Annotated in this window: 23 protein-coding genes (1 of these 23 cut by a window edge); 22 read left to right on the forward strand and 1 reads right to left on the reverse strand. The window is 53.1% G+C overall.

Features of this window, described 5'->3' with window-relative positions; translation table 11 throughout:
* Positions 1–38 precede the first annotated feature (38 nt).
* From VE23_RS23185 to VE23_RS23260, 18 genes are all read left to right on the forward strand, one after another.
* Positions 39–767, forward strand: a complete 729-nt coding sequence (locus tag VE23_RS23185) for an SAF domain-containing protein (protein ID WP_049869289.1) — start codon at positions 39–41, stop codon at positions 765–767.
* Positions 764–1,600 (forward strand): hypothetical protein, encoded by an 837-nt coding sequence (locus VE23_RS23190; RefSeq protein ID WP_048745830.1) that lies wholly within the window; start codon positions 764–766, stop codon positions 1,598–1,600. Before VE23_RS23185 ends, VE23_RS23190 begins: the two co-directional genes overlap by 4 nt.
* Positions 1,597–3,090, forward strand: a complete 1,494-nt coding sequence (locus VE23_RS23195; protein ID WP_069202517.1) for an ATPase, T2SS/T4P/T4SS family — start codon at positions 1,597–1,599, stop codon at positions 3,088–3,090. Before VE23_RS23190 ends, VE23_RS23195 begins: the two co-directional genes overlap by 4 nt.
* Positions 3,087–4,025 (forward strand): type II secretion system F family protein, encoded by a 939-nt coding sequence (locus tag VE23_RS23200; RefSeq protein WP_049869290.1) that lies wholly within the window; start codon positions 3,087–3,089, stop codon positions 4,023–4,025. Before VE23_RS23195 ends, VE23_RS23200 begins: the two co-directional genes overlap by 4 nt.
* Positions 4,026–4,046: 21 nt before the next feature.
* The gene (locus VE23_RS23205) at positions 4,047–4,937 is read left to right on the forward strand and encodes a hypothetical protein (protein ID WP_049869291.1); all 891 of its coding nucleotides are present in this window, start codon (positions 4,047–4,049) and stop codon (positions 4,935–4,937) included.
* A gap of 219 nt (positions 4,938–5,156) precedes the next feature.
* Positions 5,157–5,309: a hypothetical protein gene (locus VE23_RS26750; RefSeq protein WP_157054033.1), complete on the forward strand. Its 153-nt coding sequence runs from the start codon at positions 5,157–5,159 to the stop codon at positions 5,307–5,309.
* Positions 5,310–5,352: 43 nt separating this feature from the next.
* Positions 5,353–5,499 carry a hypothetical protein gene (locus tag VE23_RS26755; RefSeq protein WP_157054034.1) on the forward strand — a complete coding sequence of 49 codons (147 nt, stop codon included), beginning with the start codon at positions 5,353–5,355 and terminating at the stop codon, positions 5,497–5,499.
* On the forward strand, positions 5,496–5,921 hold the full coding sequence (locus tag VE23_RS23210) for a hypothetical protein (protein ID WP_049869292.1): 426 nt from the start codon (positions 5,496–5,498) through the stop codon (positions 5,919–5,921). Before VE23_RS26755 ends, VE23_RS23210 begins: the two co-directional genes overlap by 4 nt.
* A 31-nt stretch (positions 5,922–5,952) precedes the next feature.
* Entirely contained in the window at positions 5,953–6,468 is a 516-nt protein-coding gene (locus VE23_RS23215; RefSeq protein WP_049869293.1) for a hypothetical protein, read from the forward strand.
* A 323-nt stretch (positions 6,469–6,791) separates the two neighbouring features.
* Positions 6,792–7,175 carry a hypothetical protein gene (locus VE23_RS23220; protein WP_021877246.1) on the forward strand — a complete coding sequence of 128 codons (384 nt, stop codon included), beginning with the start codon at positions 6,792–6,794 and terminating at the stop codon, positions 7,173–7,175.
* Positions 7,176–7,216: 41 nt separating this feature from the next.
* Positions 7,217–7,921 carry a metal-dependent hydrolase gene (locus VE23_RS23225; protein WP_049869294.1) on the forward strand — a complete coding sequence of 235 codons (705 nt, stop codon included), beginning with the start codon at positions 7,217–7,219 and terminating at the stop codon, positions 7,919–7,921.
* 146 nt (positions 7,922–8,067) lie between these two features.
* A complete protein-coding gene (gene gatC, locus VE23_RS23230) occupies positions 8,068–8,355 on the forward strand; it encodes an Asp-tRNA(Asn)/Glu-tRNA(Gln) amidotransferase subunit GatC (RefSeq protein ID WP_049869296.1) in 288 nt (95 codons plus the stop codon).
* Between the two features lie 28 nt (positions 8,356–8,383).
* A complete protein-coding gene (gene gatA / locus VE23_RS23235; RefSeq protein WP_049869297.1) occupies positions 8,384–9,835 on the forward strand; it encodes an Asp-tRNA(Asn)/Glu-tRNA(Gln) amidotransferase subunit GatA in 1,452 nt (483 codons plus the stop codon).
* Positions 9,836–9,870: 35 nt separating this feature from the next.
* Positions 9,871–11,313 carry an Asp-tRNA(Asn)/Glu-tRNA(Gln) amidotransferase subunit GatB gene (gatB, locus tag VE23_RS23240; protein ID WP_048745821.1) on the forward strand — a complete coding sequence of 481 codons (1,443 nt, stop codon included), beginning with the start codon at positions 9,871–9,873 and terminating at the stop codon, positions 11,311–11,313.
* 212 nt (positions 11,314–11,525) lie between these two features.
* A complete protein-coding gene (locus VE23_RS23245) occupies positions 11,526–12,242 on the forward strand; it encodes an MgtC/SapB family protein (RefSeq protein ID WP_048745818.1) in 717 nt (238 codons plus the stop codon).
* On the forward strand, positions 12,239–14,140 hold the full coding sequence (locus tag VE23_RS23250) for a DUF4097 family beta strand repeat-containing protein (protein ID WP_049869298.1): 1,902 nt from the start codon (positions 12,239–12,241) through the stop codon (positions 14,138–14,140). Before VE23_RS23245 ends, VE23_RS23250 begins: the two co-directional genes overlap by 4 nt.
* A gap of 128 nt (positions 14,141–14,268) precedes the next feature.
* On the forward strand, positions 14,269–14,703 hold the full coding sequence (perR, locus tag VE23_RS23255) for a peroxide-responsive transcriptional repressor PerR (RefSeq protein ID WP_021877254.1): 435 nt from the start codon (positions 14,269–14,271) through the stop codon (positions 14,701–14,703).
* Positions 14,704–14,962: 259 nt separating this feature from the next.
* Positions 14,963–16,573 (forward strand): glycosyl hydrolase family 18 protein, encoded by a 1,611-nt coding sequence (locus VE23_RS23260; RefSeq protein WP_232317023.1) that lies wholly within the window; start codon positions 14,963–14,965, stop codon positions 16,571–16,573.
* 88 nt (positions 16,574–16,661) lie between these two features.
* Here the strand turns inward: VE23_RS23260 and VE23_RS23265 are convergent, their stop codons facing one another.
* Entirely contained in the window at positions 16,662–17,081 is a 420-nt protein-coding gene (locus VE23_RS23265) for a YgzB family protein (RefSeq protein ID WP_069202519.1), read from the reverse strand.
* A gap of 177 nt (positions 17,082–17,258) precedes the next feature.
* Here VE23_RS23265 and VE23_RS23270 point away from each other — a divergent pair, with 177 nt between their 5' ends.
* The 4 genes from VE23_RS23270 to VE23_RS23285 all read left to right on the forward strand — a co-directional run.
* A complete protein-coding gene (locus VE23_RS23270; protein WP_269746017.1) occupies positions 17,259–18,104 on the forward strand; it encodes a nucleotidyltransferase-like protein in 846 nt (281 codons plus the stop codon).
* A 532-nt stretch (positions 18,105–18,636) separates the two neighbouring features.
* Positions 18,637–19,788 (forward strand): S-layer homology domain-containing protein, encoded by a 1,152-nt coding sequence (locus tag VE23_RS23275; protein WP_049869302.1) that lies wholly within the window; start codon positions 18,637–18,639, stop codon positions 19,786–19,788.
* Positions 19,785–22,844 carry a CARDB domain-containing protein gene (locus tag VE23_RS23280; RefSeq protein WP_084781639.1) on the forward strand — a complete coding sequence of 1,020 codons (3,060 nt, stop codon included), beginning with the start codon at positions 19,785–19,787 and terminating at the stop codon, positions 22,842–22,844. The genes VE23_RS23275 and VE23_RS23280 overlap by 4 nt, the downstream gene beginning before the upstream one ends.
* Positions 22,841–25,275, forward strand: partial view of a PKD domain-containing protein gene (locus VE23_RS23285; RefSeq protein WP_232317025.1) — the 5' portion only. 931 nt of this gene lie beyond the right edge of the window; the window shows 2,435 of its 3,366 coding nt (coding positions 1–2,435); the start codon lies at positions 22,841–22,843; its stop codon lies off the right edge, out of view. Before VE23_RS23280 ends, VE23_RS23285 begins: the two co-directional genes overlap by 4 nt.

The following is a 25,275-nucleotide window of genomic DNA, read 5'->3' on the forward strand; positions in this document are numbered from 1 at the left end:
TGCGTTTTTTGTTTTTCCGGGGCAGAGAAGGGAGCAACATGTTCAAAAGAAATCAAAAATCCACCGCTTTACTGGCAGCTGCGCTATCCGCCGTACTTGTATACGGCCTTTATCAAGTCCAATCCAACATGCTGGAGAGGCGGCAATCGGTGCAGATCGTCGCTCCCAAGCGCTTCATTGCAGCCGGAGAGAGGATAGCTGCGGAAGATCTGCGTTATATGTCGATTCCGGAGATGGCGTTCAATGCCGACATGATGACGGAGATGGGTTTGGCTGCGGGCAAGGAGGCAATCGTCCCGCTTGGAGAAGGAGAGCCGCTTCGAAGCTGGAAGATGGACGGATACCGGCTCATGCCGGCCAAAAACGAATCTACCTTCCAGCTGCCCCGAAGCTATGTGCTTTCGGTATCCAACGGCATCCGTGCCGGCGATCGGGTGCAGCTGTACGTATCGGGAGCGGCTGAGCTGTCGGAAAGGCTGTTCCCGGAACCGGTCATCGTCGCTTCGGTGAAGACCGGAGGAAACCAGGAAATCGACGACATGGACAATCCCAATCTGCTGTCGCTTGCCTCTGGCGACCGCGAGAAGATGTATGCTTCCCGCCGGGATGCGAACGGAAGAATCGAGGACATCAACCTGAATCTGACGGAAGAGCAATGGCTGCGGATCGATTCGCTTTGCAAGTCGGGGGAGAGCAAGCTCGTCGTGGCCTATAGCCCCGACTCGCTCAACGCTGTGGCGGCTGCCGCCGCGGGAGGCAGGCCATGACGGCACCGCTGATCGCCTTTATCGGGACGACGCCCAACATCGGGACGACGGCGGCGGCTTATGCGGCAGCCTGCCGAATCGCGGAGCAGACCGGCGGAGAGGTAGGCTTCCTATGCCTGAACTTGAAGAGCGCCAAAATCCATCGTTACCTTGGGAGCGATGCTCCTGCTCATACGCTGGACGCGATCCGTCCCGAGCTGAAATCCCGCTCCCTGACGCCTCGGATGCTGAGGCGGGCTTGCTGGCCTTTCCCGGATGAGCCTGGCGTACATGCTCTCTTTGGCAATCTGCTCAGGGACCAGGCCGAATATTTCACGCCGGAGGAAGCGGAGCATCTGTTGGAGACAGCTGCACGGACCTTTTCGGCGGTCGTGGCGGACGCCGGCTGCTGCTGGGACAATGCCGCGACGATCAGTACGGCTCGGCGCGCAGATTCCCGGATATTGTGCACGACCGGAGCGCTCTCGCATTTCCAGGAGGATTGCAGCCGCTGGATTCGCCAGGTGTCCCCTTTATTCGGAGTCGATCCGAGCCGATACGAACTGCTTCCCATTCAAACCCCTTGGAGAACCGGAGGATACAAGATGAAGGAAATTGGAAAAGAAACAGGACTGCCGCTAATCGGGAGTTTTAAAACGAATGAAGCTTTTTATGATTCCCTTGACCATGGCCGATACGGGCATTGGCTCAAGAAGGATGCTGCCGGAGCCCAGGCCATGAGCGGTCCTGCAGAGACGCTTGTGAAACGGCATGGCCTGAGGCAGCGGCCGGCTGTGGAATCGCAGCCTTGGTACCGTCGGCTGCGCGCTCATCGGGGGGAGCTGGGAGTATGAGCGGAGAGAAGCGATTCTCTCCCTCCGCCTATTCCGCGAAGCTCAAGAACGAGGATCCGAACGAAAGCTCGCCGAAGCAAGCCGGAACCGTTCCGGTCGTCCGGATGATGATCAAAGACGTCGATGAAGCTGACGGGGATCAGGCTCGGAAGCCGTCCGACTTTGCCAAAGCGGCGGATGACATGAGGTCATATCTAGCTTCGCCCCGAGGCTTGACGGAGGAAGAGCGGCGTGAATACGGCGAGAAGCTGAATCGGGCCGTTCTCGGTTATTCAGGAGAGCGCAAGGAGATTCTGGCTTTTATCACGGACAGGCTGTTGAGGCTGCGCATTCACGAGCTGCCCGGAACGGCTGGCGGATATCCTTCCTTGGCGGAGGCGCTGTTCGCAGAAGTCATTGGGCTTGGGGCGCTGGAGCTTGTCCTTCAGGAGCGGATCGGCTTGGAAGAAATCCAGGTTGTAGGAACAAGAATTTATGTGATGCGGGAAGGTCGGGTCTCGCGGTCTCCATACCGTTTCCAGTCATTGAAGGAAGTGGAGCGGATCCAGCAAAATCTTGTTCTTTACAATAACGACCGCATCAATCCCCGCAAAAGATGGGCCGAAGTCATGCTGCGGGACGGCACCCGCGTTACGATGACGGGATTCGGATTCACGTCCCAGCCGACGCTTACGCTTCGTTTTTACGCATCAAAGGCTTTTCGTCTGAAAGAGCTGATCTCTCCCGAATGCGGCACGATGAACGCCGCCATGGCGGCCATGCTGAGAGCCGCGCTTGATTGCCGGTACAATCTGGTCATTATCGGTCCGACGGGTTCCGGCAAAACCCATCTGCTCAAGGCTCTCATCGCCGAGCTGCCCGATGACGAGCGTCTCGTCACGCTGGAAAGCCGGCTGGAGATGATGCTTAGCCGAGACTTTCCAAACAAAAACGCGGTGGAATACGAAATGGACGAGGATGATCCGCTCCATCGTTCCAAGCAAGCATTCAAGCTGGCGCTCCGACAATCTCCCGATAGGATCATCCATGCCGAGATTCGGGATGACGATGCGAACATCTACGTAAGAGCCTGCACCCGGGGGCACTCGGGCAGCATGACGACCGTTCATGCGAACCGTCTTGAAGATATACCGGATACGATCTGCGATATGTGTATGCTTGACGGCAGAGCCATGAATCCGGACCGGCTCTCCAAGCGGATCGCGGGTTATGTGACCCAGATCGGAATCGAGATGCAAGTGTTGGACGGCAAGCGGAGAATCGTAAGAATAGGCCGGATCCGCTGGGATCGGGGACAAGCAAGCGTGCTCGACTGGGCCGTCTATGTACGCGGATCAGGCAGCTGGCATGTGGCTGCTTCTCCTGATCCGGACGATTGCAGGCGCTTTGCCGAAGCTGGATTTACGTTGTCTTCTGCCGGATTTGCGGTCACCGAAGCTGAAGCTGGCGAATATCGGACGGAGATTCCGATGAAGGCGCTGCAGCTGTGAGCGGAGGGGTACTTGCCGCAGCGGCCTCCCTGCTTCTCGGACTATGCCTCTTCATATTGGTGATGGCGATGCTTCGTCACGGAGAGAGGGCCTATTATTCGGCAGCCAGACTTCACTACCGCCGCGACCGCAGCGTCAAGGCAAGGCTTGCTTCCTTGTTAGCGAAGCAGGAGCGGTTGTACAGTCATATTTCCCTCTTGCTTGAATCGGTGCAGTCTAAAATCAAACCCGAAGGCTTTTTGCTTCTCTCCTTCTTTCTTTTGGCCGCCGGATCTGCGGGAGGGGGGCTGCTGTTTTTGAGCTTCAAGGGAAGTCTGCTTTCCGGAGCCATGGGAGGGCTGATCCCTTACGTTTTCCTTAGAAGCCTGCTGCTGCATCGGCAGATGCAGGCGAGAATGGACTTCCTTCCGGCGGTGGAGCTCTTTTACCAGTGCTATATGATTACGGGCGAACGGCAGATTCGCAGGACATTGCAGCGGGTTGTCGAGGAACAGCGGCTTCTTGGACCGATGCAGCCCGTTTTCGAGCAGTTGTACCGCAACTTGTCCGTCCGAGGGGATGACGAAGCCAGCCTTCGAGTTTTCGCTTCGTCGCTCGGTCATATGTGGGGCGATTATTTGGTCGAAATTCTCCGAATTGCACTCGTTGAAGGCAATCCGGTATCCGAAAATTTGCGGGAGCTGGTGGGAGACATGCGCAAGTCGAGGCGGATTGCAGAACAGGAACGCCATAAGCTTCTGGAGATCCGAATCGCGAATTTTACGCCGATCCTCTTTCTTGCCGTTTTCATGGGGATCAATATCCGGTACAACGCAGACAATTCCTATCGGTACTATCTGCAGGACGCCGCTGGCAGGGACATGCTGCTGAATGCGCTGCTGCTTATCTTCATGTCTTTCTTAATGGGGCTTTGGCTCTCACGCAAAAAAATGTAAAGGACACAGGTGGTTATGATTATGATGGAAGGCTGGGCCGCTGTCTTATTCTATGCATCTGTTTTGGGACAGTTTGTGCTTGTCGCGGTTTCGATCTTTTTCTTAGGGAAGCTGCTTCCTGCGAAGCGCAAGCGCTGGCTCCATCTTCCCGATCGTCCTTGGAAGCATGTTCGGGTGACGGATGAAAGGCTTGCATTCTGGAAGCTTTATAGGGATAGCCTCGATTATAAAGCAAGAGCGGCGCTGTTGGCCGGATGCGGTCTGGAGTACGATCCGGGGTTTTACCTGCTTGTGCGGAGGATAGCCATGCAGTCTTGCATGCTCGGGGTGACAGGATGCGGAGCCTGGCTGGCAATAGGAGAGGCGCGACCCGTTCAAGCAGTTATCATGGCCGTATTCGCGGCGGTGTTTGTCTGCGCCTATGCCGACAAATCCATCCTCGGTGCCTGGAAGAAAGCCAGATCGAGGCGTGTCATCCAGGAAGTGCATGCCATAAGCGTACAACTGTTGTACCTGCAAGGCTCCAGCCTGCATATCCACGCCAAACTCATGAGATGCGTGCCCTATACACGATCCATTCGGAGCGACCTTCAGCGGCTGCTGGGCGAATGGTATCACGATGCCGAACAATCCATCCGCCAGTTCAAGCATCGGATCGGGACGGAGGAGGGAATGAGCTTCGCCGAGACGATTGAATCGCTGCGGGTGCATGATCACGAGGCGTATTACGTCCTGTTAAGGGAACGTATCCGCGATTATAAGGACAAGCTGGAGCTATTGAAGGAAAGCCGCAAGGAGTCGAGCTCGTACATGCTGTTCATGCTCGCGGGTATTCCGATCCTGTATACCTTTCAGGTCTTCATCTATCCGTGGGTGAGGGAGAGCCAGGCTCTGTTCAATTCGCTCAACTAGCGCAATTCTCTAAGCCGAACAAGCTGCTGTTCCAGCTCATTCAATTCAACGGCCCATCCAACTCGACAGCTCAAGCAGCTCAAGGCTCATCCAACTCGACACTTATGCAGCTCAACGGCTCATCCAACTCGACAGCTCAAGCAGCTCAGCAGTTGTGTTCCTGCTTGAATCCATCGATTCATGCTTCCGTGCAAGGCAAATGTTATTCAAGGAGGTGAGATGATGCGCAATATTTTAGTTACGGTCATGATGCTGGTTGTCGTAATGCTGCTGTTCAATTCCATAATCGCAGACAACGGCACCGGTACGCGGGTGCAGATTCAGAATCACGGAACGGCTGCGAACGGCCAAATCAGCAGCCTGCTGCCTTAAGTTCCTAAGTCTCCAATCGACTGGCTGAAAGCAAGGGGGATCCATGAAGGAACTGCTCGTATCCATGCTTTTATTGGTAACGGTCATCGCCATTTACCTATCCGTCGTGGACGGAGAGGAAGGATCGATAGTCCGGTTGGCCTCCATGGGCAGCCGGATGGCGGAAGAGATCCGAAGCACCGATCCATGAAGCAGATTCTGGTATTCGTCCTGTTTGCAGGAATGCTGTGCTGGATGATGTTTTCGCCGATTTACAAGCATGTCTTCATCGTCAGGGAAGCTCTCCTCCAGAAGGAAGTGGATTACCTTCTCGAAACGGGGGCGAGCGGCAGCCGCGGTTATATTGACGATGCCATGGTCGAAGCCTCCCGCAGCAGGCTGGAGCAGGCTGGAATGAGGCGGGATCAGATCCGCTACCGCATATCGGCTTCGGATGGAGGCGTCGCCACTTCTTCGTCCAGACCTTTGCTGAGAGGAACGGGGCTGCTTCTTACGATCAGCTATCCCTACGAAAGGCTGTTCCAGATCGACAGCCTGATAGGGATTGCTGTGCCTGATCCCGAGGAGAGAATGTCCGCATCGGGCATTAAAATGAGCGAATACGTGCCGTAATGCCTGATCCTGATCACGCAAGGGGAAAACCATGTCCAAATTGCTGCTTATCATGCTCATGCTGACCGTCTGGGCTTCCGCCCATGCGCTGCAGATCGATGAGGAAAGATCGATCCGCACCTTGTTCGAGAGCAAGCATTCCGTCAGCAGAGCCGTCCATGCGGCCGCCCAGCAGTTGAACAAGGAGGATTTGGCCGAAGGCCGGTTCACGATCAATGAAGAGGCGGCGTACGAGAAGGCGATGGAATACTTGCGGCTCAATCTGCTGCTGGATGCTTCGGGTCATCCGCTTCCCGGCTCCAGGCTGCGCCAGCGCGTCGTGCTGGAAGACTGGGCAGTCATCAACGCCGGCCAGCCGTTTCCTTTCACGTACCGCAATTCCCGGTACAATTACGAAGTGACGCTCGATCGGCCCGGCGTCGTCATGATCATAGCCGTCTCTTATCCGCGGTTGTTTTCCATGATGGAGCCGGTTGTCTGGCATGTGAAAGGAACCGCCGAGCTGACCGGCCCGATGAATACAGTCTATACAAGCCTTAGTTCTTGATCGGGAACCGCAGCACTTAACCTAATCAGGTCAGCAGAACTTAGCTCCTTATCAGACCACAGCTAACAACCTAATAAGAACCACAGCACTTAGCTTTTGATTTGAAGCCGCAGCATAGGGTGCTGCCGTGCAGGAAAACCATGTCAATACTGTTAATTTCCTTGCCTCCGGCCCGGTTTATTCTCTTCATCTGCCGGCTCTTGAACATATCCGTTTGCACTCACCCCGCTACATCTAGTAAACTTTTTAAAAGAGCTGTCCGCGAGCCTATCATTTCTGTTTATTTCAATAGGCCGCGGCAAAGAGCAGGGGGGCGAGTGACAATGCTGAAGCTCGGAGACAAGGTCGTTATCATCGCTGATCAATATGAGCAGAATCTTCCTGTCGGGGAGTATGGATATATTATTGCCTATGACCGCAATGCGGACAATGTATTTGATTATGTCATCCGCATACCAGCGGAAAACCGCAATTTTCTCGTTCCGGGAGATGACGTGGAGCTGGAGGAGATCCTGCTTCGTCTGGAGGCTGACCGCGTGGAGCGGGAGGCTTTGATCGATTATGCCTTGGCGACCCGCAACGAAGAGCTGTTCAACCGGATCATGAATGGCGACGCAGCCGAAGAGCCTGCCGAAGAGCCCGGATCCAAAGAGCTGCAAAGCCGCGACGACTTTATCCGGCAAGTCAATCTCAAGGCCTGGATTTAAGAAGCGGAGCGGATTTTAGTCGATAGAGGAGGATGATGAGGATGGAAATTCTTTTTCACGGCCAATCTTGCATTCAAATTACGGCGGATAACGGGAAATCTTTGCTGGTCGATCCATTCCTAAGCGGCAATCCGCTGTCCAAGAGCAATCCGTCCGATATCCGCACGGATTACGTTCTTCTTACTCATGCGCATCAGGATCATATCCTGGACGCCGCCGACATTTCCAAGGCGAACGGAGCTCCGATCGTCGCTATTCCCGAACTGGCTGCCTACATGTCCTGGCAAGGTGCCGAGACGATCGGCATGAACATGGGCGGAACGGTCGATCTCGGGTTCGCCAAGGCGACGATGATACCGGCCTTCCACAGTTCGGGCATCGTGCTGGATGACGAGCAGAGAATCGTTTACGGCGGCATGCCGGCCGGATTTGTCATTGAGGTGGACGGCAAGCGGATTTTGCACGCCGGCGATACTTGTCTGTTCTCGGACATGGCTCTGATCGGCAAGCGCAGCAAGCCGGATATCGCCTTCATCCCGATCGGAGGCCATTTCACGATGGGACCAGAGGATGCCTTGCAGGCGGCCGAATGGTATGGAGCGGAGCATGTCGTCCCGATTCATTACGATACGTTTCCGCCCATCCGTCAGGATGCCGGCGCTTTTGTCGAGAGCTTGAGAGGGCTCGGCCTGAAGGGCCAGGTCGTGGAGCCGGGCTCCAAGGTCGATCTCTCTGCCTGGAAGTGATATTCCGGCACAGCAAGCAAGTAAGCGCAGAAGGCGCCGCCAACTTGGCGGACGCCTTCTTTTTTGCATTTGCAGCTCATTGAGAATGTTGTGGAACTCAAGGTATAATACAAGGAATGACGAAGAGGCAAGGGGGGAACAGCGCGATGAATATAACAATTCGGGATGTGGAGCATGTGGCGGGACTGGCCCGGCTGGAGTTCACGGAATCGGAGAAGGAGCAATTTGCCCAGCAGCTCAGCGCCATACTCGCTTATGCGGATAAGCTCGGAGAGCTGAATACGACGGATGTGGAGCCTACGAGCCATGTATTGCCGGTGACGAACGTCATGCGGGAAGATCAGGTGCGCGGATCGGTTTCCAACGAGACCGCTTTGCTGAACGCGCCGGATGAAGAGGACGGGCAGTTCAAAGTGCCTGCCGTGCTGGAATAGGATCCCTAGCTGAAAGGAGGAACAACGCTTGGCTTTATTTGACAAGAGACTTCAGGATGTACATAACGAGCTCGCCGCCGGCAAGCTGTCGGCTGCTGAGCTGACCGATGCTTCCTTCAAGCGCATCGCGGAGACGGACGGCAAGATAGGGGCTTTCCTGACGCTGAACGAGGAATCCGCGCGTGCCAGGGCTGCAGGGCTGGACCGCGATGCAGGAGCGGAGAAGGGGCTGCTGCACGCACTCCCCGCAGGCATCAAGGACAACATTGTGACGAAGGGGCTTCGCACGACATGCGCCAGCCAGTTCCTGAGCAATTACAATCCGATCTACGACTCGACCGCGGCTTCCAAGCTGCGCGATGCCGGAGCGGTCACGATCGGCAAGCTCAACATGGACGAATTTGCGATGGGCGGCTCCAATGAGAACTCGAGCTTCCACCCGGTCCGCAATCCTTGGAATACGGACTACGTCCCTGGAGGCTCCAGCGGCGGCTCGGCAGCGTCGGTTGCAGCCGGCCAAGTGTATTTCGCTCTAGGGTCCGACACCGGGGGCTCCATCCGCCAGCCGGCATCCTATTGCGGCGTCGTCGGCTTGAAGCCGACCTACGGCCTTGTGTCCCGCTTCGGTCTGGTCGCATTTGCTTCCTCGCTGGATGCGATCGGGCCGCTGACCAAAAACGTCGAGGATTCCGCTTATGTTCTGCAAGCCATTGCCGGACATGACGGCATGGACTCGACCTCGGCGAACGTTGCCATTCCGGATTACGTCAGCGCTTTGACAGGAGATGTCAAAGGTCTTCGCATCGGCGTTCCGAAGGAATATATGGGTCAAGGCATCGATCCTAAAGTGAAGGAGGCCGTCCTGGCCGCGCTTAAAGTGTACGAGAGCCTTGGAGCGACATGGGAAGAAGTATCGCTGCCTCATACCGAGTATGCGGTCGCGACCTATTACCTGCTCGCTTCCTCTGAAGCGTCCTCCAACCTGGCCCGCTTCGACGGAGTCCGATACGGCGTGCGAGCCGACAATCCGGACAATCTCATCGACCTGTACCGCAAGTCACGCAGCCAAGGCTTCGGCGACGAGGTGAAGCGCCGCATCATGCTCGGCACGTATGCGCTCAGCTCCGGCTACTACGATGCTTACTATTTGAAGGCGCAAAAGGTACGCACCTTGATCAAGCGCGACTTCGACCAGGCATTCGAGAACTTCGACCTGCTGCTCGGACCGACGGCTCCAACGCCTGCATTCCGCATCGGCGAGCAGATCGGCGACCCGCTGACGATGTATCTCAACGACATCGTCACCATCCCGGTCAGCCTGGCCGGCGTGCCGGCCATCAGCGTGCCGTGCGGCTTCGCGGACGGACTGCCTGTCGGCTTGCAGCTGATCGGCAAGGCGTTCGACGAAGCGACCGTGCTTCGCGCCGCCCATGCCTTCGAGCAGCACACCGACCACCACAAGGCGCGCCCGCAGCTGTAAGCGCCCGTATCTTGCAAGCAGGAGGAACGTTATCCATGACGGAATACAATTCGTACGAAACGGTGATCGGGCTTGAAGTGCATGTGGAGCTGCATACCGCCAGCAAAATTTTCTGCGGCTGCTCGACATCGTTCGGAGCGCCGCCGAATACCCATACATGCCCGATCTGCCTCGGCCACCCCGGCGTATTGCCGGTACTGAACCGGCAGGCGGTCGAGTACGCGATGAAGGCGGCCATGGCGCTTAACTGCACCGTGGCCGATATCAGCAAGTTCGACCGTAAAAACTATTTTTATCCCGATTCACCGAAGGCGTATCAGATCTCCCAATTCGATCAGCCGATCGGCGAGAACGGCTGGATCGACATTGAAGTGAACGGCGAGACGAAGCGGATCGGCATTACCCGCCTCCATCTGGAGGAGGACGCCGGCAAGCTGACCCATGTCGAAGGCGGTTTCGCTTCCCTTGTGGACTTCAACCGTGTCGGCACTCCGCTTGTGGAGATCGTATCCGAGCCGGATCTCCGTACTCCGGAGGAAGCGAAGGCCTATCTGGAAAAGCTGCGCGCCATCATGCAGTATTGCGACGTGTCCGACGTGAAGATGGAAGAAGGCAGCCTGCGCTGCGACGCCAACATCAGCCTTCGTCCATGGGGCCAGGAGAAATTCGGCACCCGAGCCGAGCTCAAGAACATGAACTCCTTCCGCGGCGTGCAGCGCGGACTGGAGTACGAGCAGATGCGGCAGGCCGACATACTGGACGGCGGCGGTACCGTCGTGCAGGAGACGCGCCGCTGGGACGATTCCCAAGGCAAAACCTTCTCCATGCGCGGCAAGGAAGAGTCGCATGACTATCGGTATTTCCCCGATCCGGACCTGGTTCGGCTGCTTATCGACAACGAGTGGAAGGAGCGCGTCCGCGCTTCCATTCCCGAGCTTCCGGATGCACGGCAAGCCCGCTACACCTCCGAATACGGTTTGCCTGCATATGACGCCGGCGTCATCACCTCCTCGAAAAAGCTGGCTGATTTCTTTGAAGAGAGCCTGGCGTATACGAACGATGCCAAATCGGTGTCCAATTGGATCATGGGCGATCTGCTCGCTTATTTGAACCAGACCGGCAAGGAGATCGACGGCGTCGCGATTACCGGACAAGGCTTGGGAGAAATGATCGGCCTCCTCGAAAAAGGCACTATCAGCGGCAAGATCGCGAAGACCGTGTTCAAGGAAATGCTCGAGAGCGGCAAGCTTCCGCAGCAGATCGTGGAAGAGCAGGGACTCGTCCAGATCAGCGATGAAGGAGCCATCCAGAGCATTGTGGAGAAGGTCGTCGCAGCGAACCCGCAGTCGGTGGAGGACTACCGGGCGGGCAAGGAAAAAGCGATCGGCTTCCTCGTCGGCCAAGTGATGAAGGAATCCCGCGGCAAAGCGAACCCGGGACTCGTCAACAAGCTTTTGACCGACTATCTCAACCGCTGATTTCAACAGCCGTTCCCTATCGGGAGCGGCTTTTTTCAATATGCGATATAAGTACGAGGTTTATCGCTCCTGCCCGCTTTGGACGTTACGGAACCTAGCATCCGTGTTAAAGTATGTTGAAGCGAAGAAATGCTTCATGTCGCCGCATACAGTAAGGTACAATAGCCTGAAAAGATGCGCAGCAACGAAGAGAAAGGGTGGGATGGCACATCATGAGCGCATCCTTGGCTGTCAGCAGTCCCTGGTACATCAGCGAGTGGGAGATGATGCTCCGGCTGCTTATGGCTGTTCTGCTCGGCGGGCTGGTCGGCTTCGAGCGGGAGCAGTCGAATCATGCGGCCGGCCTTCGGACGAATATATTGGTTTGCCTTGGCTCCTGTCTGCTGATGCTTTTGTCGGCATACGGATTTTCAGCCTTCATCAACGAGACGAATGTCCGTCTCGACCCGGCTCGTCTGGCAGCGCAAGTCATTACGGGCATAGGTTTTCTGGGAGCGGGCACCATTTTATTTACCGGGAAATCCATTACGGGCCTTACGACGGCCGCTACGCTATGGGTCGTATCCGCCATCGGACTTGCGGTCGGCGCTGGATTTTTGTTCCCTGCCGTGGCCGTCACAGTGATTGTCCTTATCGTCCTCATCGTCCTTAATAAAGTCGAACGCAAATTCAGCAACGGAAAAAAAGAGCATCACCTGCAGATTTTGGCTGACGAAACGAACGCCCTTCTTCAGGCGATCAGCGCTCTTCTCCAGCAGCAAGGCATCGTCATGCGCAAGATGTCGCTGCAGGAGCACGGCAACCGTGAAATGGAAGGGCCGAGGGTGATGCTGCTGCTGTATGTTAATTTCCCCCGATCGTGCAATATCATCAAATTGCTTGAAGAAATCAAATCGCTGGATGGTGTGCATGCCGTGAGCGCGGAATGAACAATACCCAATTCCAACCGAAACGTCGCTGGCTGGCCGGACTGCTCGCTTTTTTGCTCCCCGGCGGAGGCCATCTCTACATCGGCCGCTATGGACGCGGCCTGGTCCTATTGCTCGCGGTGCTGCTGGATCTAGCCGCTCTCGTCCGATTTTCCGATGCGACGAGCGGCAGCCGCGCCCTTTTGCTCGTATATTTGGGAATGGCGCTGCCGGCGCTGTATTTCGTCAGCGTGTTCGATGCCCTGCAGATCGCCAGCCGCACGCGTCTGTCTGAAGACGATGCGCGCCTGCGACCGGAGCCTGCCGGCTTCGCGATGACTCACAGCATGATTCTTGTCGCCGGCGGAATCATTCTCTTTTTTCTTATCCGTCCGACAAGAGCTGTCCAGCCAAGACTGGATTGGCTTGGGGATATGGCATCCGGAGTCATTCTTCTGATCATCGCCGCATGGATGGCTTTTCGGATCAAGCCGGGCTTCTTCCGCTTCGGCAGGCTCAGCAGCGCCGCTTTGCTGGCTGCATGCGGAGTTCTGCTGCTGTGGGATCAGGCTGCGGGACGCAATGACATCGGGCTGTTAGCCGACTGGTGGCCGCTCTTGTTCGTTCTTGCCGGATTTGAAATGCTGGTCTACCAGCTGCTGGAGAGAAAAAAGCCTGGGCGAAGGCTGTCGGCAGGCGCGGGCTCGCTTCTTGCAGCGCTGCTGCTTGCGGGATCAGCCTACTCGATCACCCAATACGGCGGGCTTCCTTTCCGTTGGCTGGATCAATACGGGACCGGCGCGAGGATGGAGAACCTGTCGGAGGAAAAGGGGTACAGCTACAGCTTGAAGCCAGTATCCGCCGTCATTACGGAACCGCTGAACGATGTCGTGGTCGACAACCCCAACGGAGACGTGTCGGTCGTACCTTCGACAGACCCGGACAGCCGGGAAGTAACCGTCGAAGCGACGCTCTGGGTCGATTCCGACAACAAGCAGGAGGCGGATCTGGTGGAGCAAAAATCAGCCGTCTCCGTATCTGCGGAAGGAAAGCTGCACATTGAGACAAAGGGGATGCCTTACGGCGCCAACGGGGCGCGGATGCCGCGTTTCAACCTCCAGATTACGATTCCGGCCGATTTGGAGACGCTGCTGTCCGTTCCGGGAGCATCTCCTTCTCCTGGTCCTCTCTCGGCGGGAACAGCCCTGCCGGGAGAGAATGTACCCGACGGTACGGAGCCTTCTCCTTCTCCACAGACGGACGCGGCGAGTCCCTCTCCTCCTCCCGCTGCTCCTGAGCAAACGGTCAAATTCCTGCTCAATGCGGGCAACGGCTCCGTCAAGCTAAGCGGCATTCGCGCAACCGGCGGGTTTGTCGTACGCAATCGCAGCGGTTCCATCGAAGCGATGGATTTGACCGGACCGCTGGAAGCGGGCACCAGCAATGGCGAGGTGAAAGCCCGGAGAATTACCGGAGACGCGGCGTTGTCGGCCAAGGAAGGAGCGATTACAGCCTCGTCGATCCATGGCAAGCTGACCGCTTCCACGGCCAATGGCAATCTGGACATCAACGATGTTCGGGGTGAAGCGCTGCTCGAGACGAGGAACGGATTCATCCATGTCCGTGAAGTAAGCGGGAGCGTGCAGGCGGATACGCTGAATGGAGAAATCAGCCTGGCAAGCTCTGTGGTCGGGGGCACTTGGGACATCAACAGCTCCATTGGCGAAATTCTCTTATCCTTGCCGGCGGATGGTTCTTATACGGTTGATGGATCGGTTACCTTCGGGACGATCCGTTCCGAGCTGCCTCTCCAAATCGAGAAAAAGACCGTCAAAGGCCAAATCGGGCTCGGTACGTACCGGATCCGGGTCGATGCCAACAGCGACATACGGATTACCTCTTATCCCGGTCCCGGATGAAGCCTATAGGCCATGCAAAGAGAAAAGTTGGATGGTAGCCTCTTCATTGACAAAACGTAAAATTCAGGCTTACAATAGAACTACTACAAAGTAAATACAACTATAAATTACGAAGGACGTGATCGGGAATGGGAGCCAGCGTTGAGCAAGCTCTGGAGCAGCTGAAGGCAAGCGGCGTCCGCATGACCCCGCAGCGTCACGCGATACTTGGGTTTCTGATGAATTCCATGACTCATCCGACTGCGGACGAGATCTATAAAGCTTTGTCACCCGACTTCCCGAGCATGAGCGTCGCTACGATCTACAACAACCTGCGTTTGTTCGTCGAGGCAGGCTTGGTCAGGGAGCTGACCTATGGGGATGACTCCAGCCGGTTTGATGCCGACTTGTCCGACCATTATCACGCCATATGCAAAGTATGCGGAGATATCGTCGACTTTGAGTATCCTCCTCTCATGGAGGTGGAGCAAGCCGCTTCCCGAGAGACCGGATTCCGTGTCGAAGGACATCGAATGGAAATTTACGGAGTATGCACGCAATGCGCGAAAACGACCGTGAATTGAAACCGTTTGGAAGCGATGCTTCCAAACGGTTTTTTTTATGTGCATGAATATAGCCCTCTTTTAATAGACTCATAGAGAAGGATCGGTCAACTTTTTGCGTTCCGAACTCGTCTAATCTTTGTATACGCAAGGAGTGTGAGCAATGAGAAGGGGCATGACCTCTGCGGGCAGGCGCAAGGGAAGAGGATTTCGCCGCTTGCTGGGATTCTGTGTATGTATCGGTATCATGGCAGGGGCATGGGCAGGATATCAGCTGCTTATGCCAAGCAACGAGCAGGAGACGCCGGTGTTCTCGGTTGAGCATCCGCTGTTCTATAAAGGCGAGTTCATGGGAGCGGGCGCTCTGCTGGAGGGCGACGAGATCAAGCTTCCGATCGAAGCCGTCACTTCCATGCTCGGAAGCGAGATTCCGATTCGCTATGAAGCCGATTCGGAATCCATCATTTTAACCAATGGCAGTCAAGTGCTGCGAATGAAAACGGATACTCTCACCGCCAAGCTTGGCAGCAAACCGTTCAAGCTGGCTGTCGCTCCGGAAACCCGAAAAGGCATCGTCTATGTGCCTTTGACTCCGCTGAACACGCTGTACGGCGTCCAAGCTCAAGTATCGAAGGTCACTGGAGCCGTTACGCTTGCCAAGGGAGGCGACAGCATCCAGTATGCGATTCCTGGCAAAAAGGAGCTGGCTGTCCGTAACGGGCCGAGCATTCATAGCCCTTATATTGAAAAGGTTCCATTGGAAGGCAGGCTCACGGTCTGGAAGGAAGAGGGAGACTGGTACTCCGTCCAAGGACCAAGCGGGTACAGCGGTTATGCCCGCAAATCCGAGCTTCGGTTGTCGGACAAGCAGACGACTCAAGAGCCAGTCGAGCAGCAGCCTGAACTGGCGTGGAAATCGACCGGCCAGAAAATCAATCTGACTTGGGAAGCGGTATACAACGTGGCTCCCGATCCGGCGAAGTTCCCTGCCATGGAAGGGGTCAACGTCGTCAGCCCCACCTGGTTCGAATTAATGGATGGAGCCGGCCAAATCCGCAGCAAGGCGGATGCCAATTATGCGAAATGGGCGAGAAGCAAGGGGATCCAGGTGTGGGCGCTGTTCAGCAACGGCTTTGATCCGGAACGGACGACTCAAGCTTTGGCCAATGTCGAGACCCGTTTTTCCATGATCCAGCAGCTTTTGGCCTACGCCAAAATGTACCAGCTTCAGGGCATCAACATCGATTTCGAGAATGTACGGACCTCCGACAAAGGCGCACTCGTTCAATTCGTGAGGGAGCTGACGCCGATGCTGCATGAGCAGGGTCTTGTCGTTTCCATCGATGTGACGCCGAAGTCCAATAGCGAGATGTGGTCCTTGTTCCTGGACCGGGCCGAATTGATTCAAAGCGTCGACTACATGATGCTCATGGCCTATGACGAGCATTGGGCGTCCAGTCCCCAGTCGGGTTCGGTCGCCTCGCTGCCTTGGGTGGAAAATTCGATTTTGAGGCTGCTGGAAGAAGATAAGATTCCCGGCTCCAAGCTGATTTTGAGCATGCCTCTATATACGCGGATCTGGACGGAGAAAACCGGTTCGGACGGGTCGGTCAAAGTATCGTCCAAGGCTGTCGGCATGAACAAGATCAGGGAGCTGATCGCGACGAACAAGCTGAAGCCGGAGTTTGATCCGTCAACGGGCCAGAATTATGTTCAGTACCCGGTAGAGGGAGGGCTGAACCGGATATGGATCGAAGACAAAGTCTCCCTTGAGGCGCGCATCGCCTTGGTCCACAAATACGGATTGGCAGGCGTGGCCACATGGAGCCGCTCCTTCCAGGCGGATGATGTCTGGTCTGTCATCCACAACGGCCTCAGCAATCCATCTTGATTCAAGGACGATTTAAATCACGATCAAAAAAAGCCCTCGGCGCCATGACTTCCAAGTGAAGTCGCGGCGCCGAGGGCTTTTATGAAATTCAGGCCTGGGACGAAGGCGGAGCGGCTGCTGCCGGTCCCGAATCGGTCTTGCTTGCAGCAACAGGCAGCTCATCATCATCGCTGTTCAGACCGTGCGTCGCCATCTCTTTGTCCAGCGTGAGGATCGTCTTGCAGTACATGCAGCGGTCGGTGCGTCCAAGAATTTTGGTCTGGCGTCCGCATTCCGGACAGATGAGCATGACCGCGCTGGTCGAGAGCATGCCTGCCCAGAAATAGATGCCGACGCTGACGAGCAGGGCGATCATGCCGATAACCATGAACACGGCGGCAATCACTTTGCCGGTCTGGCCCCAGAAAACGATGCCTGCCGTGCCAAGAATCATAACCCCCATTCCGACAAGGATGAGAACAAGCCCCCACAGGCGGAACTCGTTGATCTTGCTGGATTTAAGTAGCACTCGAATTCATTCCCTTTCATTGGCTCGGGCATAGCGGCCCGATTTCTTGTAAGCAAGGCAGGAAACCGCCTGTTTTTGTCGAATCATAACCTACAGACTAATATTATAGCGGAAACTTCTGGTGGAAGCTATATGGGGGATAACCGTTTGGAACTTATGAAAAAACACGTTTCGAGTATGCTCCAGTTTGAAGAAGGAGTGATCGGGCTTGTGTCTGTCTCTCATCCCTATCCGTTTCATCCGCAGATCGACGGGTTGGACCTGCTGCTGCTCGTCATCACGAGCTCGGCGTGCAGCCGGCCATCGATTGAACATTTGCGCATGGAAGGGCAGCGTGTCATGATCCGCCGGACAACCTGCGTGGGCTTGGAGCAATGGGTTTCCAACGGGAGCGACGGCAGGATCATCGAATGGCTGCTGCGAGGAGACGTTGTTTTCGACAAGGAAAGCTTCCTCGAACAGATCAAGGCGCGCATCAGCCAATTCCCGGATGAGCTCATGAAGCGGAAGCTGCTTGTGGAGTATGAGGCTTTCTTGAAATCATGCCTTCAAGCCAAGAAAAACCTTTCGGACGGGTTTCAATTCGATGCTCATAACGATATTATCAAAACTTTAAATCATTATGCCCATATGGAGCTGCTTGAAGCCGGACTTCATCCGGAGCCTTCCGTTTGGCGGCAGATGCGAAGGTTCCATCCGGGCATTTATAAGCTGTATGAGGAGCTCACGACGAGTCCGGAGACGCTTGAACAGCGCATTCAGCTCGTGCTTCTCGCCTGCGAGTTTTCGATCATGAGCAAAATGCGATCCTGCTCCTCTCTAATCTTTCATATTCTGGAATCGAGGGAGGAGCCTTGGAGCATCATGGAGCTGGCAAGCCATCCTTCCATGAACGGACTTCACGTCGATCTTACGCTTATCCTGCAGAAGCTCGTTCAGCGAGGGTATGTTCGGGAAGTGGCTGTCATGGCCGATCCCAGGGAATCCGATGCGCTTGAGCTGAGATACAAGCTCCCGAGATAAATTTGTTGTTGATTAATGATTCTACATGGATATAATAGGAAGAAATGAATGATTCGGAATCGGGAAGCACCCGTCCGCAGCTGATGCTGGGACGGGTGTTTTTTTGTTCTGATTATGGAAGGAATCATTAAAATTACCGATATAAGGCAAAAAGAGGTGTCTGGAGGAATGCAGTTTGGTTCGGTTAATGTTAATTACCTTGTCGGCTATGGTTATGCTAGCCGGTTCAGGCTTGATCATGTACGAATCTATCAACTCGACCAGATCGATGATTATTGCGGAGCAGGCTCGGGAACAACGATAACAATTTTTAGACCATATAATTTTATCTTTCCTGGACGACAATTACAGAACGATTCCTAGTGTTGGTTTAAAAGCGGACGGTTCATTTAAGTGACAAAGGTGTGGGAAAGTCGGACAACCTTTTTATGAATGAAATTAAGCCGCTGCTCTATCACCCGATCAATTCATGCCAGACCATTCACAAGCAGGTTAGGAAATAACAAGATCCTATGTTAAGGAGCGGATTGAAATGAAACTTTCCAAACTGACCACCGGTTTAACAGCTGCTGCTCTTTTCTTTTCATGCGTTTCAGCATCAATTGAAGCAGCTTCAACTGCGGCCGCCAGTACATCCTTCAAGGATGTGAAAGCCAGCGACTGGTTTTACAGCTCGATTCAAAAGCTCATCTCGAAAGAGCTGGTCAATGGATTCGAAGACGGCACGTTCAAACCGAATCAAGAGATCAGCAGGGCTGAATTCCTGAAGCTTGTTGATTTATCTCTCCAATTGGATATCCCCGCAAGCTTATCCGGCAAGCCCTGGTACACGCCGTATGTAAGTGCAGCTGTAGAAGCTGGCATACACCGTACATCCGATTTTAATGGGAATTGGACTCAGCCGATCAGCCGCCAGGAAATGGCGCGAATCACAGTAAGGGCTATTGATCAAACATTGCGGAATACGAAGACTAGCGACACGCAATTGGTCTATGAAGCAACGAAGCGCGGAATCCTATCTGGCCTTACCGGCGGCGAGCTGGGTCTGAAAGAAAATTCTACGCGCGCTCAGGCCACGGTTATTGTGGATCGGGTCCTGACGGTTCTAAATGGCGGAAATCTGACAGCGGATAAAAGAGCTGCCTCGTATGCGGAAGTAGCTTATCGAGGAACAAACATTGAAACGATGTGGGGAGGGAGAATTGATTCACTTCCCTTATCGGAGAACTTATCTTATAACGTAAGGGGGACCTTTAATCAAATCCTTGTAATAGATATGTCCGACTCTAACAGCCCTTTTAAAAATTGGGTACCCGGTCTACTCAAGGAAAGTAGAAAAGATTGGATAAACGATTATTTAGTAGCCTTCAATATTACAATGGAAGTCGTAAAGACAGCGACTAATACTAATCTATATTTTAAAGAAATGGTCGGTAACCCGTATTTAGAAACAGCAATTATCTATCCTTTTAACCTCAAATCCAAATTAAACTCCAATGATAAAATTAATCTTGGAGAAAAAAATAAAATCACCACATGGTATCTTGCAACAATTGATAGAAAGAAGTTGGAATTTTTTAAAACAAAAAACTGGCCATTCTTCTATTTTGATTGGAATAACAAAGGGAATCACATTTGGTTTTCTAAGGAAGGAAGACTCTTCCCGGATGGTTTAGATAAATGAAGAAATGGCCTGTATGTTTACTGCTTATTTCGTTTTGGAGTTCCCTGTTTACACCGTTTTTTTCACCTATAGCAGAAGCAACTTCTAATGACACTTATTCTTATACTATTAAGTCGACAAACAATCCGGGTTACCAAAAATATTATCCATCTTCAACAATTAATAACTTAACAATTGCCGTCCCACAATTTCAAAATTATCAAGTGAAATCTTACACACTTAGAAAAAATGATATTGAAAAGGGACAATTGGGTACTTATAACACTTCCACTCAACAAATTAACATTTCAATCATTAGCGGGGATCCAGTCCCAGTTAACGCTGATGGAAAGTCTACAATGTATTACGCAATCTGGCGTAGCTCAAGTGGGAAAACATGGAGAACTGGCACCAGTGAAGCAGGTAATTATGAATACGCAGCCAGTTCATCAACCCTACTTGGAGGGATTTCACAGTACCCAGGGGCAATTCCTGCAATAGATGATAGCGGGAAAGCAATTCCTTCACAGCTTCGATACTCGGATGGCAGTGCAGCTGCATGGTCAGACAAGCTCCCTCCACCCGATTATTTTGTGACAAATACAGGAGATTTAGTAACGAACTCAAAAGTATCCTCACATTCAATAAATATAACTGAAGCAACACCTATAAATGCAGGGATGACCATTGATTACAAAGGTAAGGGTACTGACGGTTATGGCTATTTAAAAGTTCATAAACCTTTGTCATTAAATAATAACGTTGAGGGCTTGGACTATTCTGTAGATAATTCTTTAGGTGGTAATGTTCAAGGTCGCTCTTACTTTTTGAACTCAAATACAATATGGTCAGGAACTACTTATCTCCTAGAATATGAAGTTGATGTAATTTACGAACGCATCGGCACCCCCACCAAACCCGACCTCATCGCAGACGACATCTCCGGCCCACCTGTCATCGAAGTCGGGAAACCCGCCACCTTCACGGCAACTTATCATAACGAAGGCATGGACATCAATAACACTTTCAATGTCAAGGTGACGGACGAAAAGGGGATCACGCTCAAGCTCGATACCATTCGCTCGATTAAGAGCGGTGAATCAGCCAGCTTGACGTTTGTGAGCACATTCATGACTAGCGCATCCAAAACCTTCAAGCTCACGGTAGACAGCGGCAACGTCATCAATGAATCCAACGAAAGCAACAATACGATTCAGCGCACCTTTACGCCTGGCGCAGCTCCAACACCGACGCCGACTCCAAACAAAGAGATTAAGGCCGATTTTGACGTCCTCCCCCCTTTAATAGACTACGGGGATAGCTTCACAGCTCACCCAAAGGATCTGCAACTGGGAAAATGCACGTATACCGGTCACATGTACAAATTCGTTCGCGGCAGCAACGAAAGCGTCACTGAATGGATCAGAAGTTATTCCGATACCACCTATACCCGGTCCGACTATCCAAGAGCAATCGGGCAAGGTAACCATCAAGTCTATATGAAGGTATCAACCGATTGCGGAGCAACTGATTGGATCGGACCGAAGACTCTTGAAGTCAAAGGACCAAAGAACAACCATCCGCCGACATTCCAGATTGCATGGGTGAAACGCAGCGAACCGACAAAACCGGTCCGCCAAGCCATGGAAGGCGATATCCTTGATCTCGTCGTTATCCAAGACCCATCGGTCCCTACTCCAAATGACCTGGATGGGGATGACTTCATCTTTGATGGTTTCGATTACAGTCGAGGCACGCCCTGGATCAAAGGCTTAAAAGGCAAATACCCGACGAACGAATACGGCATGTACGAAGTCACAATGGAGAAAGGCACTCATACTGTCTATGGAACCGGCCGTGACCAGTGGGGAGCGACAGCAGAGGCCAGCGCCTTTATTAACGTTCTTTCCCGCAGCCCCATTCCAATCATTAAATGCCCGGCCAGTGTCATCGAAAATCACATTGTCCCTTTCAGCGCATTCGATTCAAGCGGCAGCTACAGTCCAGACGGAACGCCAATCGATCACTCCCGCGACGAATGGCAGAACAAACAGACCAGCTATGCGAACGGAACCGGCCAAGATATCACCGTCCAAGTCAAACTGGATGTGTATGATACGAAAGGCCGAAAATCGGACGCTCCAGCCGTATGCGAGATTATCGTCAAACCCGATCAGCCCCCCATTGCCAAACTTGAAGTTCCTTCACTTGGCATCCGTAATGAGCCTAACGTCATTCTCAATAAATCCTACAGTCCGGATGGCGATGAAATCATTTCGGCGAAATACAAATACAAATACGACGCGCTGAACAATGGCTTTGCAGATGATACCTGGCAGACATTGACCGGGACTATGAAGCAAGTCACCTTTGCCGGCAGCAAAGTCGGAAAGTATTTATTCTGGACAGAGGTAACTGAAAACTACGGCCTGACGGGCAGCACGGACAATCAATCACAATCAACTCTTGTCCTAAATATCGTGAACAATGCTCCAGAAGTATCCTTCGATCTCAAAGGCAAGAACCCGCAGCCAGATCTGGACGCCAGTACGACCATCCGTCCGGAGAAAATGATTGATTGGCCTGTTTACGTCCCGAACACTTTGGAGCAGGTATACGACAAGCTCAAGCTGTGGAATGTTGACGGCGGCAGCCTGGTCGGTGGCGAAGGCCGCAATTTCGGCGGGGCAGCGAATAATATGAACCGCTATGAAATGAACCGCGCAACAGGAAATGATACTGTATTTTGGACCATGGGAACGCAAGCCGACAATGGATTTGGACCCAACTCCCTTTCTCCCTGGCGCGCACTTACGAACAAAAACAAGTTTAATGACATCATTCTGGATAAAGACAATGAACTGATGCAGGTTAGAAGTGACGGAAATATCTTGTACAATCACTTCTTGCCTCAAGTATATTCAACTAAAAAACTCACGATCTTTTCCGGTTACAAGGGCTCGAGCTACACCATCTATGGCATGAATCCAAAGAAGTTGTCGCCTATCATTTGGGATTACAGCAACCCCTATTTGCCTAAACGGAAATGGACGAATGGCACCCGTATGAGTACGTGATTACAATCGATAACGCCTATCGAAAGTGGTTTACCGTATCGGGATCCTATTTGTATGTAATCCAGACCGCGCAAGGTGAAGTGAGGGTTGCCGCGTACAATGTATCAACAGGACAAGTCTTGAAGGAAAAAAGCTTTACCTCCAGTTTCGATGGAATTGTAGCCGATCGGGACAAGTCATGGGGATCCTTTGATGAATGGAAAATATCCCGTTCCGGAAATGACGGAACCATTGTTTTAAGCAGCTTCTACAATGACCATTCCTCCAACTACACGCTCCCTGACGGCGGGGATGCCGGATATTTCGTCAAGCTTGGTCCTGATTTATCTCCCAAGCGCCTTGGAACAATCAAATCCGTACCGTTAAGGCCGGGAACGTATTGGACCGGCTTTGATTATCACATTGCGGATGAATGGTACACGGACCCGTATGGGAACACATACACCTATGAGGGCCATGGCACCAAAATATCTTCAGGACAGACATGGAATCCGATTCACTCTTACCTGGACTTAACGGTTAACAAATACGACGCCAACATGAATCTAGTCTGGAAGAAGTATGTGAATGAAATCAATCGGGAAGCCGGACTGAACAGCAACCAGGTCGGATTTTACCGGGGGATGACGACCTTGAATTATCATCCAATGTCGATGTCGCCATCGGCGGATGATTTGTACGTCCCTCTAGTTCAAAACGGGGGCTCGACAAGCATTGAATCCACCGTGCTGCGGCTGAGCATGAGGGATGGCACAATTAAGGAACGGCTTCCCGGAGGAACAGGCACCTTCGTTGATTGGAACGGAAACAGGACAGGAAGCAACACAACCCTTACAGCGGATAATGCCAACACCGGCGGCGACTGCAATGCCTATGGATGTGCATTTTTCCGAGAGTATACAGGTAACGGTGTCCTGGTTGAAGTTCTGGAACCTGCTTATCCGTCGAAAATTCCTTACGTCTATATGGCCGTAGGCGATCCTACGACAAGTCCGCTTGCACGTCAAACGTTCACAAACGGACAGATGGTATCCGACGTTTCGCTGAACGATGTGGAGATGAAATTCAGCCTTCGCATGACGGATGTGGACATCGACCAGGAGAACATGGGCTTCAGCTTCCGCATGCAGGATCCACGGAACCGGTACGCGGTAGAGACAGATGGCCATTCGTTTGACCTTGTGAAATATATGAATGGATCCAGGATGGTACTACAGAATGGTAGCTACCCTTTCCAGTCCGATGTCAGCTACGGATTGAAGGTCAAAACAGTAGGCAATAAAATTGAAGCGTTCCTGAACAACATTCCCATTCTAAGCGCCATAGACGGCCAGTTCACGGAAGGCAAGTTCGGATACTATGCCAACAAAGCCTTTGTCCGTTTCAGCGCACTGACTTACAAGGCCGTCGAAAACAAAGTGGAGTGGTCTGCGGATTATGCCATCTGGGATGAAGGCACAGCGAGGGCTGATGTGCAGTATGAAAACATTCAGTTCTTCGATCCGGAAGGGGATCCTAAAGCCGGCTCCTACTTATGGAGCTATGAACATACGCCGCGATTCATCAACAATCAAGGTTTATCATCTCTAAACGGCCGCATGGTTGAATCCGAGCAGCTGACCTTTGATAAAGTGGGGGATTACCTCGTCAAGCTGCAGGCGAGGGACGATCCGCATCCGGATTACCGCTATCCGGACAATCGATTCGGAGACTATCGAAAGGATTCAGATCCGTTTATAAAGAAAGTGACGGTTCACCGGAGGCCAGTGTCGCATTTCACGATTGCATCCGCAGCTGACGGGAAAGTCATCTGGACGGACAGCAGCTATGATCCCGACCGATATGTGAGTTCGACTAACTACTCCACGGAGAACACGGGCATCGATTATCGAACGACAAAAGGAATATTAGAGAAGAAGTTCTACTATGTAACGCCATCCGGGGAAACCGTCTATCAGAAACTCGTCACGCCGCAGGAAAGAGGTATCTACGAAGTCGGGATGGCCGTCAAGGATGAGTACGGGGCTTGGTCGGTGTATTCCATTCAGACGGTCAACATAGGAACGATACCTGCTCACAACACTCCTCCGGTTCCTGGATTCAATCAAACACACTTGAGTACTTTCCGTGGCGTTTCAATTACGTTCGACTCCACTGCCTATGACAAGGAGGACGGAAGTCGAGAGAATCTCCCTCAAACTTGGTATTTGCGAAATGCAACGACCAACGGCGGGGAGACGATAGCCGGCAGCTCTCGTACGAGCTGGCAAAAAACGTTCAGCAGTCTCGGATTGTTCCGCATTCGTCAATTGGTGCAGGATTCAAGCGGCTCTGAAGCCCAGATGGAAAAACAGGTCACCATTCTTAACCGGCTGCCGTCTGTCATGCTTGCCAATCCTGCGAGCAAAGATCAGCTCAAGCCAACCGAGAT

The sequence above is a fragment of the Paenibacillus sp. D9 genome (assembly GCF_001188365.1).
GTDB classification, from domain to species: domain Bacteria; phylum Bacillota; class Bacilli; order Paenibacillales; family Paenibacillaceae; genus Paenibacillus_O; species Paenibacillus_O humicus.

Bases quoted from the DNA above. Each gene is read 5' to 3' on its own strand.
- VE23_RS23185 (WP_049869289.1), top strand. From the start codon at position 39: ATGTTCAAAAGAAATCAAAAATCCACCGCTTTACTGGCAGCTGCGCTA.
- VE23_RS23190 (WP_048745830.1), top strand. From the start codon at position 764: ATGACGGCACCGCTGATCGCCTTTATCGGGACGACGCCCAACATCGGG.
- VE23_RS23195 (WP_069202517.1), top strand. From the start codon at position 1,597: ATGAGCGGAGAGAAGCGATTCTCTCCCTCCGCCTATTCCGCGAAGCTC.
- VE23_RS23205 (WP_049869291.1), top strand. From the start codon at position 4,047: ATGATGGAAGGCTGGGCCGCTGTCTTATTCTATGCATCTGTTTTGGGA.
- VE23_RS26750 (WP_157054033.1), top strand. From the start codon at position 5,157: ATGATGCGCAATATTTTAGTTACGGTCATGATGCTGGTTGTCGTAATG.
- VE23_RS26755 (WP_157054034.1), top strand. From the start codon at position 5,353: ATGAAGGAACTGCTCGTATCCATGCTTTTATTGGTAACGGTCATCGCC.
- VE23_RS23210 (WP_049869292.1), top strand. From the start codon at position 5,496: ATGAAGCAGATTCTGGTATTCGTCCTGTTTGCAGGAATGCTGTGCTGG.
- VE23_RS23215 (WP_049869293.1), top strand. From the start codon at position 5,953: ATGTCCAAATTGCTGCTTATCATGCTCATGCTGACCGTCTGGGCTTCC.
- VE23_RS23220 (WP_021877246.1), top strand. From the start codon at position 6,792: ATGCTGAAGCTCGGAGACAAGGTCGTTATCATCGCTGATCAATATGAG.
- VE23_RS23225 (WP_049869294.1), top strand. From the start codon at position 7,217: ATGGAAATTCTTTTTCACGGCCAATCTTGCATTCAAATTACGGCGGAT.
- gatC (WP_049869296.1), top strand. From the start codon at position 8,068: ATGAATATAACAATTCGGGATGTGGAGCATGTGGCGGGACTGGCCCGG.
- gatB (WP_048745821.1), top strand. From the start codon at position 9,871: ATGACGGAATACAATTCGTACGAAACGGTGATCGGGCTTGAAGTGCAT.
- VE23_RS23245 (WP_048745818.1), top strand. From the start codon at position 11,526: ATGAGCGCATCCTTGGCTGTCAGCAGTCCCTGGTACATCAGCGAGTGG.
- VE23_RS23250 (WP_049869298.1), top strand. From the start codon at position 12,239: ATGAACAATACCCAATTCCAACCGAAACGTCGCTGGCTGGCCGGACTG.
- perR (WP_021877254.1), top strand. From the start codon at position 14,269: ATGGGAGCCAGCGTTGAGCAAGCTCTGGAGCAGCTGAAGGCAAGCGGC.
- VE23_RS23260 (WP_232317023.1), top strand. From the start codon at position 14,963: ATGCCAAGCAACGAGCAGGAGACGCCGGTGTTCTCGGTTGAGCATCCG.
- VE23_RS23270 (WP_269746017.1), top strand. From the start codon at position 17,259: ATGCTCCAGTTTGAAGAAGGAGTGATCGGGCTTGTGTCTGTCTCTCAT.
- VE23_RS23275 (WP_049869302.1), top strand. From the start codon at position 18,637: ATGAAACTTTCCAAACTGACCACCGGTTTAACAGCTGCTGCTCTTTTC.
- VE23_RS23280 (WP_084781639.1), top strand. From the start codon at position 19,785: ATGAAGAAATGGCCTGTATGTTTACTGCTTATTTCGTTTTGGAGTTCC.